This is a genomic window from Clostridium sp. UBA4395, from assembly GCF_002390995.1.
In the GTDB taxonomy this organism is placed as follows: Bacteria; Bacillota; Clostridia; order Clostridiales; family Clostridiaceae; genus Clostridium_J; species Clostridium_J sulfidigenes.
The window spans coordinates 21667-36334 of record NZ_DGRF01000095.1 but is presented as its reverse complement, the minus strand read 5'-3'; the positions used below and the strand labels follow the sequence as shown (position 1 = coordinate 36334).

Genomic DNA, 14668 nt, shown 5'->3' with positions numbered 1-14668 from the left:
ACGGAATTTAACTTTTTAATTTACCTCACCTTCAATTCTAATAAATCACTTTAGTATATTTTTTACTATATTATCATATTTTTCATTAAATAACAAGTTTAATATATTTATAGCGTTAACTTCTGTCAATTTATACATATTTATTTGTTTGCTTACAGAAATCAAATATTAAAATGGTTACCTTGAAAGTATATCAAAATAAACTTTTAATTAAATAAAAGATACTTGAAAAGTCTAAATCTTAACTTAAGTTTCTTATTTTAAATTATTTATACCTTTATAAGTAAATTTAAGTGAAACTTACTTTAATAGATAATTTATAAAAGAAACTTAAAGTGAATACGCCTTGACTTTTCTCATACGGAATCTATATACTTAAATTGTAAAATATATAAATTATTTTCAAAATATAATATTGCCAAATGAACGCAAATGAACTATTGATATAGCTTATTATATAGAAAGGAAGAAAATTATTATGAAAAAAGTGAGTCTAAGATTACTACCAATTTTCTTAATACTAGGTATATTATTAACTGGATGTAAGAAAGAGGAGCATTCAATTGAATTCTCTGATAAAAGTTTAGAACAATCACCTGAGAATAGAAAAATCATGCAAGAGTATTTAAAAGAAAACTATAGTTCTATAGATTTAGAAGATGAAAGTGAATTTAAAGATTTATCCATTATGGATTCAGATATAGAGGGAAAGGAAATCTTTTTTACTGCAGAACTTCATGGAACTAAAGCTAATGAACAATTAAATATGAAATTCTTAAAATATTTCAAAGAAAAAGCAGACTTTAAATATTATTTATGTGAACTTTCCTATAGCGATGCTTATTTTATAAATAAGTATTTAGATACTGGGGATATAAAAATATTAGAAGAGATATATAAGCCACTAAAAGGAACCTTTGCATGGAATAAAGATGGTTATAACCATTGGAAGAAGTTATATGAGTATAATAATACTCTACCTAAAGAGAGTAGAATAGAGGTTATAGGTGTGGATATAGAACATCAACCAATTAATGCCTATAAGTTTTTAGTAGATGTTTTATCAGAGACAGAAGCACCTGAAGAAATAAAAGCAGTAATAGATAAGATTAAAAGTACATTTAATGATTTAGATAAATTTGATGAAACTTCTGTTCAATGTTCAAAGGAATTGCAAGAGTATATAGAAAATAAGGAAGATATATATAGAAAGTATCTTGGAGAAAAATTCACTAGTTTTAACCTTGTAAATTTGAACGTATTAAATCAAATAGAAGCTTATAAGCATAAGGATGATCATGTTGATTGGGATAACACTAGAGATAAAATGATATATGAAAACTTTAAAATTCTTCAAAAGGAATTGCCTAAGGGAAAGTATTATGGACAATGGGGACTTAATCATACATTTCAAAGTAAAGAAAAAGATAAAATGTGGTTTGCTGCCTACCTAAATTCTGATGACTCAATATTTAAAGATAAGCTTTTGACAGTAATATATAACTATGATAATTGTGAGAAAATTGATATATCAGGGAATGGTAGATATTCCCCACATAAGTTCGCAGTTGTTTATCCACAAGTTAAGGAAACTAATAATTTATTAGAAGGCAATTTGAATATTTATAAATTAACGGGTAAGGATTCACCTTTTTCTGAAACACCAATGTATTATACTTATAATGGAGAAGAACTAGAAGCAAACATGTTAGATTTTTTTCAATATATCGTTTGTATAAGAGAATCTAAAGCAACAGAGCCAATTAATGATGAGTATAATTAACTAAAATAAGATATACTAGTAAAATATATAATCATATAAAGCTATAACATTTAAATAAATTCAGTTTATACCATTTACTTTTATAAAGAAAATAATATAAACACTAAGGAACTCCATAGAATAGCTTCTATGGAGTTCCTTAACTATTTTAAATTTAAATACAGATTGTTATCACCATATATTAAATTTAAGCATTCCCTTTCTTCTAACATCAATTACTCCCCTTTAAGACTCTTCTGCTCCCAAAGCTTATTATGAAAAGAATCACTGCAAGTACTATAAAAGCTACCCTTAATGAAGTTACTTGTCCTATAACCCCTAATAATGGAAATATCATAATCATGAATATACTGAAGCATATACTTTGAACAGATATTAAGGTTGCTCTTTGAGCTGATGGGATAAGCTTATTTATATAGTCAGAGCTAACAGGATATAGGATATTTATACTTACAGAAAACATAATAAATCCTATGATAGCAATTAAATTCTTACTGCTAATAAGAACTATAAGCCACACTCCTCCTAACATTGGAACTATATAAAGCATAGCTTTTTTTAATTTTCTTTCTACTTTATAAGCGAACTTTGCTCCTATGGCACAGCCTATACTTGATATTACATAGATTATTGCTATGAAACTTCTAGAGTATCCCATTTCACTAAAATACTGTTGAGTATAAAAATGAGTAGTTGTGCCGGTCATAAATATTAATTCAAAAAACATCATTATTAATATAATTTTTTTATTAGATTTCATCACTTCATAACAGCTTTTAAAATGACCTACTATAGTCACTCTTTCCTTTGCTTCTTCATGAAATTCTGGTTCTTTAAATCCAAAGGAAATTCCTAGTGCACATATACTTACAATGGCTGCTAATCCATAGCTATATGTAAAGGAGTAATCTGATAATATTCCTCCAACTAATACAGCTATTCCTTGAGCTACTTCAATTATAAAATTTAAATTTCCATTTATCTTTAGGTATTTTTCCTCTTCTCCTGTAACCTTTAAAGAGTCATAAACCAAGGCTTCTTCTGAGCCTGAATTTAAATTGTAAGATATGGCGGATATTACAAAGGCAATGGCGAACCCTAAAAAACTATTGCAAAACAGCATTAAGATTGCCCCAATTGCGGACATTATCCTTCCAAGTATTATAGTATTCTTTCTTCCAACAATATCAGCAATAGCTCCTGTAGGAACTTCACATATTAAACTGGTTATATGGTGAACTGATTCTAAAAGTCCTATTTCTATAAGAGACATGCCTTTATGGGCTAAATATAATACCCAAATGGCAGAACTTATATCTATGGAAGATAAAAACTTATACATATAATCAATTTTTATATTTTTCTTTATCCTATCTAAGTAATCTACGCTCTTTCCTTTATTAATTTTATTTATATCTAAACTTTCTTTTACGTTATTCATTGTAACTCCCCCTAATGATTTCTGTTAGTAAAGCTTCATAGAATCTAAGAACTCTGTTTATTAGCATAATAAAAGACTCTATTATTAAGAATTTAATCTTATAATAAAGTCTTGGAGTTACTTTTGAAGTTGAAGGACTATCATTCCTGCAAAATCATCTTAAAAAAAGATATAGTAACCCCTTAGTTTTCAATATTGCAGTTTTAGTCATAGAACTGCTGCTCATTGGGGTATATCCTTTTTTTATATTAAGATATCTCACAGTTGTTTCCTCCATTTTTTCTTATATAATTTATTATATCATATGGGTAATATTTTAGTATACACTATTATCCTATTTTTTATATAATTTAAATATTTACATAGATACTTCTTTCTCTTCTTTATAATTATCAATTCCATAGTTTCCCCAACAAGGAGTTTCAATTCCTATGTCTAGAGAGTTAAACTTTGCACCTTTCGTGCTATTATAATTATCTAAAGCTTTAAATACAATCTTACATCCTAATAATAATATAGGTACATTGGCATATACAACTAGTATGTTTACTAAGTCAGATATATACCATAGGTTCCCTAGTTCTAGTCCTGATAAAACTGTTAAACAACCAAAAGGTACAAATATAAAGGCACCTAAACTTCTTATGGTATTAATACATTTCTTACTTTTTGATATAAAGTTTCCTGATATCTCTGCAAATAGAATCATTCCAAGTAAGGTTGTAAATGCAAATAATCCATAGCATAAAGATATTATTATAGTAGCAATTGAGTCAAAGGCTGTACCTGGAATTAAGTATTGTACAGAGGTTAAATAAACTGTTAGCTTAGAACCTTTTATACTCTCCCAAGCCACTCCTGATTCAGCTGCCCAAAGGCTTGCCATAACTACAACTATTCCTGTCATTGTGGCAATTACCATAGTATCTAAAAATACTCCTAGAGCTTGTACTAATCCTTGTTCTACCGGATGATCAGTGTCTGAAGTAGCTGCGGCCATAGTTATAGTACCTTGTCCAGCTTCATTTGACATAAGACCTCTTTTTATTCCTTGAGCAAGTGCAACACCAAAGGCCCCACCAAAGATGGCTTGTGGTTTAAAGGCACCTGCAAATACTGCTGTAAAAAATACAGGTACTTTATCTAAGTTAAATATAATTATTACTAATGTTATTCCTACATAAATTATAGCCATTACAGGCACTAACTTATCTGTAACCTTGGTAACACCATTTATTCCTTTAAATACAGTAACTACAACTGAAGCTATTAATAATATAGTAATTGCATAGTATAGTAATGATTGTCTTTCATAAACTGTTCCTGTAATTGTTTCTACTACTGAACTTAAACTAGTTACAATATTAAAGGTTTGAGCTGGTATACAGAACATTGCATATACAATAAATAAAACAGCTAGTACTATTCCTATTGCTCTTTTATTGCCTAAAATCTTCATCCCATAAAAAGGTAGTCCTCCAACAAACTCATCATCCTTTTTCTCTTTAAAAATTTGAGCTAAAACTGCTTCTACAAAGGCTGTAGCCATTCCAAAGAAGGCAGAAACCCACATCCAAAATATAGCTCCTGGTCCTCCTACACTAATTGCTCCTGTAACTCCTACTATGTTACCAGGTCCTATTCTCATGGCTGAACTTAGTAGAAATGATGCTAAAGGGCTAATTCCCGCTTCATGAGATTTCTTCTCTACAAGTATTTTAATCCCTTTTTTAAACTTAGTACATTGAACAAAACCCAATTTAAATGTGAAATAAATACCTGATCCTACTAAAAGTAAGATGGCTAAAGAAAACTTTCCTATTATAGGAATGTTAGAATACCATTGAAAATTAGTTGGAAAATCCCATAAAAAGTCTGCCACTGGTACTATAAATTCAAATATTTTATTTATGGAGTTAAAAAATCCTTCCATTGTTATATCCCCCCGAAATTTTATAATGTGTAGTTATTATCTCATATCACCCATATTTAAACTAGAATTATTAAATTACATCCATGGAAATTAAATCCTCGTAGCTTTCACGTCTTACAATAATTCTTTCTTGTCCATCTTTTATCATCACTACAGCAGGCTTCGGAATTTTATTATAATTGCTAGCCATGGAGTAATTATATGCACCTGTACTCATAACTGAAAGAATATCTCCTCTTTCTATAGAATGAGGCACCATTAAATCCCATATTAGTATATCTCCTGATTCGCAGCATTTTCCAGCTATTGTAACTGTCTTATTTCTTTCATTATCCATTTTATTTGCTAAATATGCTTGATACTTTGCTGTATATAATGCGGTTCTTGGATTGTCTGGTAATCCTCCATCTATAGAGACATAGGTTCTTACTCCTGGAATATCCTTAATAGTTCCCACGGTGTAAAGAGTTATACCAGCTTCTCCAACCATCCATCTTCCTGGCTCAATAAAAATCTTAGGCATTTTAAGTCCATTTTCATAGGTTTTTTTCTTAATTGCTTCCATTATTGCATCAATAAAATAGCTTAGAGATTTTGGCTTATCGCTTTCTAAATATTTTATGCCAAAGCCTCCTCCAACATTTAATTCTTCTATTTCTATATCTAAATCACTTTTTAGCTTTTTCATCAATCTAATTGCATTTTCTATTGCTTTCAGATGGGATGAGTTATCAAATAATTGTGAGCCTACATGGAAATGAATCCCTCTGAAATTTATATTTCTTGATGTTGTTGCTATAGTTATAGCTTCCTTTATAATTTCATCATCTAATGGAATACCAAATTTAGAATCCTTTTGACCAGTACTTATATACTTATGAGTATTGCAATCTATATTTGGAGTTATTCTAAATAAGATATCTACAACTTTATTTGCTTCATTGGCAAGGTCATCAAGCACTTGTAATTCATCTAAACTATCAACCACTATTCTTCCTACACTATACTCTATGGCCATTTTTAATTCTGCTGTTGTCTTGTTATTACCATGAAACATTATGTCCTTTGGGTCAATGCCAGCTCTAATTGCTACAAAAAGTTCCCCTCCTGATACTACATCTATTCCCATGCCTTCATCCTTCATTATTTTACACATTTCTAAAGTCAAAAAGGCTTTACTTGCATAAAATGCCTTAGTATTGGGATACTTTTCTATGAAACTTTCCTTTAACTCTTTACACTTGTTTCTTATGCAATCCTCAGATATTACATATAAAGGTGTACCGTACTTTTGTGATAATTCCTGAACATTACATCCATAAAAATATAAGTTTCCTTCTTTAATGCTATTTTGTAACATATCTATTGCCTCCTACTAAATTTCTTACTTTATTAATAAAGCAATATCTATGCCACATTTTTAAAAGATATTTACTAAATTAATCCCTTTAAAATAGCCATTTTTTTATTAATCTTTAAATATAGTTTATATGTTTTTCCATATTTTCGAACTATTCTAAATATCATTTTCTAAAGCTTTGATTTTGCTCAATATATAAGAACTTAAAATAGTTCATTTTTGCGAACATCATTCCGCATTGACGGAATATTTATATTTAATTTTATCTATAATCATTTATATTGATATTATATTTTTTTAATTTATCATAAAAGCTGGTTTTTCCAACTTCTAAAATGTTTAAACAAGCTTTAATATTTCCTTTATAAGCTCTTAAACAGTTAATTATTATTTTCTTTTCTGCTTCTTCTAAACCAACTTTTAAACTTTCATTTATTTCTTTTGTTTCATTTTTTGTATTGTATACTAATATATCTTTAGAATAAATTACGTTAGAATCATTTAAACTTATTGTTCTCTCGAGAACATTTTCTAATTCCCTTATATTTCCTAACCAAGATAAGCACATTAACTTGTTCATTGCTTCTCTAGTCATAGTAATGGGTTCTTTTTTTAATTTCTTAGATAAATTTTTAATTAACTTGTCCACCAATATGGGTATATCTTCAATTCTATTTCTAAGAGGCTCAATGTATATAGGTATAATATTGATTCTATAATATAAATCTTCTCTAAATTCCTTTTCCTTTATTAATTGTTCAAGATTTTTATTTGTAGCACATATAATTCTGGTGTCTACCTTAATTTCTTCTATTCCTCCAATTCTATAAAAGGTTTTATTTTGTAAAAAATTAAGTAGTTTACCTTGAATCTTTAATGGCATTTCTCCTATTTCATCTAAAAATACAGTACCATTATTAGCCAATTCAAATAATCCTGGTTTACCTGACTTTCTTGAATTAGTAAATGATCCACCTTCATATCCAAAAAGCTCACTTTCCAAAAGACTTTCTGGTAAAGATGCACAATTTATGTGAAGAAACTTATTATTTTTCCTATTGCTGATATTATGAATTTCTTCTGCTAAAGTACTTTTTCCCGTTCCACTTTCCCCTAGTATTAATACCGTTGAATCTGTTTTTGATGATTTATAAGCTATTTTCTTAATATCATTTATATGGGTGCTTACCCCTTGAAACTTTTTGAAACATCTTGCTATATTTTCATCTTCTAATAATTTTTCTGTTTTTTTAAGATTCTTTAATAAAACGTTTCTTTCTTCTATTACCTCTTTCAATTCTGTTATGTCTTCAACTCTTAATATAGCCCCAATTTTATCTTCTTCTGAATATAACGGTATAATTGATGATAATGTAGCTATACCATTAATATTCATAAATTCATTTGTTACTATATTATCTTCTTTGGTAGCACACCTATAGAATTTATCCATTTCATTATTTCTTTCATGGACATTAAAAATGAAATCTCCAATAGGATTTATAGCCTGTGCATTCTTACCTTTTTCTCTAAAAACTCGCTCTTCTAATATGTATCTTAAACTTTCATTTCTAGCTGTATAGCCCTTACTTTGATAAAATACCAGTTCATTATTTCTAATTATCACCATATGACCAACAGCATATCTATAATTCATTCTATATATTATGTCATTTATATTTATTTCTAATGTTTTTTTACTATAATCTATACTTAGCTTATACTTTAATCCCCTATATACTCCATCAAGATATACTTCCCCACTTTGATCACTTATTTCTATAATTTTGTAATTCTCATTAACATGATTATTAGAACTTTTATATATACCAAAGGCTAAAATTGAATCTCCCTTTTTAAGGTTTTTATCATAGATACCGATCTTCTCAAAGGACTTATAATCTAGTTCCCCATCGTCCTCACCAACTTTATTATCTACAATAAAAACCAGATCATCTTTTTTAAGTTTATCTGACTTATGACTAATTTTTGTAGATTCAAATATTCCAAATATCTCCTTAGCCTTTTTATTGTAAGTTGTTATTATTCCCTCTGTATCAATAACAATAACTCCTTGTGAAATATTATCTAGTATTTCATTTAAAGCTTCACCCATAAGAACTTCCCCCATGTCTTACGCTATAAATAAACTCCAACCCAAATTTAAAAATGAGATTGGAGTTTATTTATTGTTTATTTATTAGTTAGATCTTTCTAATCCATGATTACACATTTGTTTTTTACATTTTCTATATGAAACAAGAACTATAACTTCAATAATTCTACATGCATACAGTCTTCTAGTTCTATGTTAAAACCTAATTTTTTAGCTTCTTCTATAACTTCTTCATTAAAAGAACCTGGTTGGAACCATACATTTTTGATTCCTTTTGCTTTTATTTTAGGAAGAGCTTCTAAAGTAATTTTAGGATTAACTATTACATTTATTCCATCTATTAATTCTGGTAACTCTTCTATAGATTTATATAACTTTATTCCATCTACAGAATCATATTTAGGATTTATTCCATAAACAGTGTATCCTCTATCCTCTAATTCTCTAAAAATTTTGTATCCAAATCTTGTAGTATCAGTGGTAGCCCCAAGTAAAGCCCAGCGTTTTAGGTTAAGCATTTTATTCATGTTTATCACTCCTAATCTTATTTTATATATATAGTTTGTTTATTTTTCACAGTTACTATTCTTTAATCCTATCATGTAGAATATATCTTTTCAATTCTAATAATGCAAAATAATTCATTGTGTATTTATACCCAATAAAAACTCTATTGATGCTAAGAAAATTGATTACTATATTAAAATTATATATGTAGAATATATATAGATATATGATAACCTATTTATCTATGATATTAGTAAATTATATAAATTTCATGTATAATATCATATATATAATAATTATAATATAGCATATTACATATAACTATATAGATAGTAATTTTTCAAATAACTATATAGATAGCAATTTTTAATAACTATCTATAGATAACTATTTTACCTTTAACTATCTGAATAGTTATTTGCTAAGAAGGAGATAATCATGAGCGGAACTTGTGAAATAAGTGCTGATATAATTGAAAAGGATTTAAAATACCTAGAACTTCTTTCTCATAATTTTCCTACAATATCAGATGCTTGTACTGAAATAATAAACTTAAAGGCAATATTAAATTTACCTAAAGGTACGGAGCACTTTTTGACGGATCTCCATGGTGAACATGAAGCTTTCCAACACGTACTTAAAAATGCTTCAGGTGTAATAAAAAGAAAAGTTAATGATATCTTTGGTAATACCCTTAGAGAATCTGAAAAAAAAGCTTTATGTACTCTTATATATTACCCTGAACAGTATATAGATATTGCCCTTGCTAAAGAAGATGACCCCGATGATTGGTATAAGATTACTCTTAATCAATTGATTCAGGTATGTAGAAATGTATCATCTAAATATACTCGTTCTAAGGTTAGAAAAGCTCTTCCTGCAGACTTTTCCTATATTATAGAGGAGCTACTTCATGAATCTGAAGCGAGACCAAATAAACAAGATTATTTTAATGGAATATTAGATACCATTATTTCCATTGGTAGAGCTAGCGATTTTATAACTGCAATTTGTAATGTTATTCAAAGGTTGACTATAGATTCTCTTCACATAGTAGGTGATATCTATGATAGAGGTCCTGGAGCTCACATAATTATGGATATTCTATGTAATTATCATTCCTATGATATTCAATGGGGAAACCATGATATACTTTGGATGGGTGCAGCAGCTGGAAATCATAGTTGCATATGTAATGTTATTAGAATTTGTACTAGATACGCTAATCTAGAAACCTTAGAGGATGGCTATGGTATAAACATTTTACCTCTAGCTCGTTTTGCTATGGATGTATACTGTAATGATCCATGTAAATCCTTTAAACCAAAGGTTACTAATGATTACTTTAAAGAAAAAGACTTAGAACTTATGGCTCAAATGCATAAGGCAATTTCTATTATACAGTTTAAATTAGAAGGTGAAATTATTAAAAGACACCCTGAATTTAATATGGATGATAGAAGACTTCTTGATAAAATTAATTATGAAAAAGGAACAATTGTTATAGGTGGTAAAGAATATGCATTAAATGATACTAACTTCCCTACTATAGATATTAATAATCCTTATAAATTGACAGATGAAGAAAAAGAATTAATGTCTAAGCTTCATAGTTCTTTCTTAAATAGTGAAAAACTTGAGAAACATGTTAGATGTCTTTACTCTAAGGGTAGTCTTTACTTAAAGAGCAATTCTAATCTTTTATATCATGCCTCCATTCCTTTAAATGAAGATGGCACTTTTAAGAATGTTAAGCTTGGAAACAAGGAATTCTGCGGTAAAGAATATTTAGATAGGGTAGATAGAATTACTAGAGAAGCATATTTTAATGAATGTGATAGCAAAAATGCTCATTATGCTTTAGATTATATGTGGTATTTATGGTGTGGCCCTGATTCACCTCTCTTTGGTAAGGATAAAATGGCTACTTTTGAAAGATATTTTATAAATGATAAGATTACTCATAAGGAAAATAAATGCCCTTACTTCAATCTTAGAGATAATGAAGAGGTTTGTAATAATATATTATTAGAATTTGGTCTTTCTCCTAAACATTCTCATATAATTAATGGACACGTACCTGTTAAAACTATTAAAGGTGAAAATCCTATAAAGGCTAATGGGAAACTTTTAGTTATAGATGGGGGATTTTCTAAGGCTTACCAACCTGAGACAGGCATTGCAGGCTATACTTTAATTTATAATTCCTATGGCCTTCAATTAGTTCAGCATGAGCCTTTTGAATCAACTCAAACAGCCATTGATGAGGGGAAAGATATCATATCTACCAACTTCATTTTAGAATTTAACTCTAGAAGGCTAAAGGTTAGAGATACTGATATAGGTACGGAGCTTATAAGTCAAATTCATTACCTTCAAATGCTTTTAAATGCCTATAGAAAAGGTATAATTAAGGAAAGAAAATAAATTAAACCAAGGGAGCTTTTTGAAATAAGCTCCCTTAAATATTTTTATAACCTTATCTTCCCAGAATCCATATTTAATAGCCTTTATTTCAAAAATAATTGATATTTGGTAAATTTTATTATATTATATAATTGCTTTAAATAAGAATTATCTAAATAAAACAATTTACAGATTTTAAAAACAAAGGGGAATTACACATGAAAAAATTTATAAAACCTAGTATTCTTTGCATCGTTATGTTATTAAGTCTTTCATCAATTTTTTTAGGATGCAGTAAAAAGACTATTCCTATTGATCAAACTGCAAAAGCTTTTTATGACTTAGTTATTTTACAAGATAGCGCCGAATTTGAAAAGCTTGGTGTGACAAATGATGAAATTAAATCTATGGCAGAAATTCAAAAAAAATCAATGAATGAAGCTACTAAAGCTGGTTTTGTACAAGCTGGTCTACCTATTACTGATGAACAGTTAGATCAAATATATAATGTTCAAATAGAAGCTTTAAGAAAATTAAAACCTACTATAGAGGTTGTTTCTAGTGATAAAGAAATATCTCAAGTTAAAATATCAACTACATATGTTAATATGGTTGAAGCAAGTACTAAAGCTGGTGATGACACTATTTCTGAAGTACAAAGCAAACAAATTTCTGATATGACTAAAGTATCAGAAATTTTCATCAAAAAAATAATTGAAAATATTAATGCATTAACTCCTTCAACTGATGTTAAATCAACTACTTTTGAATTTGAAAAAGTAAAAATGAACTTTGGTAAGAAAACTGAAGAAGTTTGGGTTCCAAAAGATTCCATTTCATTTGGTAATGATTTAGCTAATATGTGTATAGGAAATAATTAATAAATTTAAATAGAAAATTTTTGTTTAAAGTAGAAAGGCTATTGCATTTTGCAATAGTCTTTTTAGATTTTTGCTTTGGTATTATATCCTGTTAATCATATGTTAAAAAGGCATGAAACATTGATAACTCAAGCTTCACACCTATTTGAAATTTATCCGATGACTACCATCTCTAATACTCCCATCTTCTTCAAAGTGGGAGTTAAGAGCTGCTACGTCCCTGGATAACGATTTCTAAGCTTCATTGGGGGTAAAAACTCCCTCTGAAGCAAAGAACTCTGTTTATAATATTATAATTAGGGGATAATTATAAGTATTAACTTTATTATTCTACTACTAAAGTAGCTTGCATTGTTTGACCCTTTCTTACGAATTCTATAGGAATACTATCTCCATCACTGTAGGCTTCTTTTTCCTTGTTTAATTCTTCAACGGTCTTAACAGTTTTCTTACTTATTTTAGTAATTACATCTCCAGGTTGTAGTCCTCCCTTTTGTGCTATACTAAAATCTTCAATACTTTGAATATATATACCTACCGGTAAATTATATTGTTTTGATAAATCTTCAGTTATATTTCTAACTGCTATACCAAACTTTATTTTTTGTTTTACTAAGGTATCTAATTTTTCAGTGGCATCATTTATTGGAATTGCAAAACCTATTCCCTCTACTCCAGTAGAGCCTATCTTAGCTGTATTTATACCTATAACTTCACCTTGAGAATTTATTAATGGTCCTCCACTATTCCCTGGATTTATAGCAGTATCTGTTTGGATAAGGTTCATTTTCTCTCCACCTTCAGTTAAAGCTACGCCTCTATTAACAGCACTTATAATTCCTGTTGTTACAGAGCCTAGATATTCTTTTCCAAGAGGATTTCCTATGGCTATAACTTGTTCTCCTGCTTGAAGACTATCAGAATCTCCTAGTTCTACTTTACCTGGCATTTCAACATCATCAGTAATCTTAACAACTGCTAAATCTGCATCTTCCTGATAGTTTACAACCTTAGCACTTACTTCTTTACCTGTGCTAAAGATAACTTTAACTTGACTAGCATTTTTAACTACATGATAGTTTGTAAGTACATAACCATCATCTGAGAAAATAAATCCTGAGCCAATGCCTTCTTGCTCTCCCATATCAAATCCAAATACATTAGTTGAAACTGAAGTGGTTGATACACCAACTACAGCTGGAGAAACCTTTGCTACAACTTCTGGTATATTCATACTGCTTATAGGATTAATATTTGTTGTTGTTCCACTGTTATTTGTTTTTGTTTTAGCTTCCTTAATTGCTGATTGTATAGTGCTTCTCATAGCTCCATAAGTAACACCTGTACCAATTGCTCCTCCTAATATAGAACATATTAGAGCTATAGCTATATAAGATTTAGCTGAACCTTTACCTTTATTCTTTTTATCTTTATTCTTTTTTTCTTCTTCTTGCCATGATGAAGTATTAACTTCATTGAATTTTAAGTCATCATTTGTTGTATATTCTACATCTTGAATCACAGTGTAGTTTATATTGTCACTAGTATTATTGTCATTATTATCTTTATTAATACTGGTGTTTTCATTTAAGTTATTATTATTGTTTAATTCATTATTGTTTATATCTTTATCCATATTAAATCTTCCCCCTTATTAAAAGTTAAGTTGTTTACTATTCTTATCTATATATATTATTATCAACACTTATGTGTCAGTTAAGTGACTAAAATATGAATGAATTCTTAATTGTCCCTTAAATGATTAAAATTTTAAAATACCTATATGTAAATATAATATTCTAAAAAACTACTAAAGCCTTATAGCTTCAGTAGTTTCCTATGTGAACCCTAAATTAACTTAGAGGAAGAATAAATTCTTCCTCTAAGAAATATTAATATAATCTTTTCTTAGCATAATCTCCGTAATCATTACCATGGTCACTCATGTCTACTTCATCTATAATGGAGTCAAAATCAACTTCACTTTCGCTTTTTATATCTTCATTTAAATCATCAAAAGCAATTTCTTCACTAGTCTCCATATTGTAATTTCTTCGACTTCTTGTCTTTGCTGCTTCTATCTCAGCTTCTCTTACATTTTCCCAAACTGAATCAGACATAGGGGTTATGCTTCTAAAATCACCAAAATAGTTATGTGCATCTGGTGGATATATTGGTCTTGATTTATCATTACTCATATTATATCGCCCTCCTCAATCACTTTACTATAGTGTGTATTAA

10 protein-coding genes are annotated in these 14668 nt (G+C 28.7%); 3 read left to right on the top strand and 7 right to left on the bottom strand.

The genetic code is table 11. The features are described 5' to 3' along the window. Positions 1-478 precede the first annotated feature (478 nt). A complete protein-coding gene (locus tag B2694_RS17440) occupies positions 479-1783 on the top strand; it encodes an erythromycin esterase family protein (RefSeq protein WP_346886838.1) in 1305 nt (434 codons plus the stop codon). Between the two features lie 211 nt (positions 1784-1994). On the opposite strand, the gene B2694_RS17435 is transcribed toward B2694_RS17440, so the two are convergent. The 5 genes from B2694_RS17435 to B2694_RS17415 all read right to left on the bottom strand — a co-directional run bounded on the left by B2694_RS17435 (position 1995) and on the right by B2694_RS17415 (position 9160). After that, positions 1995-3224 (bottom strand): MFS transporter, encoded by a 1230-nt coding sequence (locus B2694_RS17435; protein ID WP_346886837.1) that lies wholly within the window; start codon positions 3222-3224, stop codon positions 1995-1997. Between the two features lie 358 nt (positions 3225-3582). Further along, positions 3583-5157, bottom strand: coding sequence for an amino acid carrier protein (locus tag B2694_RS17430; protein WP_346886836.1), 1575 nt, complete (start codon positions 5155-5157; stop codon positions 3583-3585). A gap of 70 nt (positions 5158-5227) precedes the next feature. Further along, on the bottom strand, positions 5228-6517 hold the full coding sequence (gene lysA / locus B2694_RS17425; protein ID WP_346886835.1) for a diaminopimelate decarboxylase: 1290 nt from the start codon (positions 6515-6517) through the stop codon (positions 5228-5230). Between the two features lie 262 nt (positions 6518-6779). After that, on the bottom strand, positions 6780-8633 hold the full coding sequence (locus B2694_RS17420) for a sigma-54 interaction domain-containing protein (RefSeq protein ID WP_346886834.1): 1854 nt from the start codon (positions 8631-8633) through the stop codon (positions 6780-6782). A 149-nt stretch (positions 8634-8782) separates the two neighbouring features. Further along, complete coding sequence (locus tag B2694_RS17415; RefSeq protein ID WP_346886833.1) at positions 8783-9160, bottom strand: CoA-binding protein; 378 nt, start codon at positions 9158-9160, stop codon at positions 8783-8785. A 418-nt stretch (positions 9161-9578) separates the two neighbouring features. Here B2694_RS17415 and B2694_RS17410 point away from each other — a divergent pair, with 418 nt between their 5' ends. Both B2694_RS17410 and B2694_RS17405 read left to right on the top strand, forming a co-directional pair. After that, positions 9579-11567, top strand: a complete 1989-nt coding sequence (locus B2694_RS17410) for a fructose-1,6-bisphosphatase (protein WP_346886832.1) — start codon at positions 9579-9581, stop codon at positions 11565-11567. Positions 11568-11803: 236 nt separating this feature from the next. Next, positions 11804-12427, top strand: a complete 624-nt coding sequence (locus B2694_RS17405; protein WP_346886831.1) for a hypothetical protein — start codon at positions 11804-11806, stop codon at positions 12425-12427. 325 nt (positions 12428-12752) lie between these two features. Here the strand turns inward: B2694_RS17405 and B2694_RS17400 are convergent, their stop codons facing one another. Both B2694_RS17400 and B2694_RS17395 read right to left on the bottom strand, forming a co-directional pair. Further along, positions 12753-14063, bottom strand: a complete 1311-nt coding sequence (locus B2694_RS17400) for a S1C family serine protease (RefSeq protein WP_346886830.1) — start codon at positions 14061-14063, stop codon at positions 12753-12755. 256 nt (positions 14064-14319) lie between these two features. Next, the gene (locus tag B2694_RS17395; RefSeq protein WP_346886829.1) at positions 14320-14625 is read right to left on the bottom strand and encodes a hypothetical protein; all 306 of its coding nucleotides are present in this window, start codon (positions 14623-14625) and stop codon (positions 14320-14322) included. Positions 14626-14668: the final 43 nt, after the last annotated feature.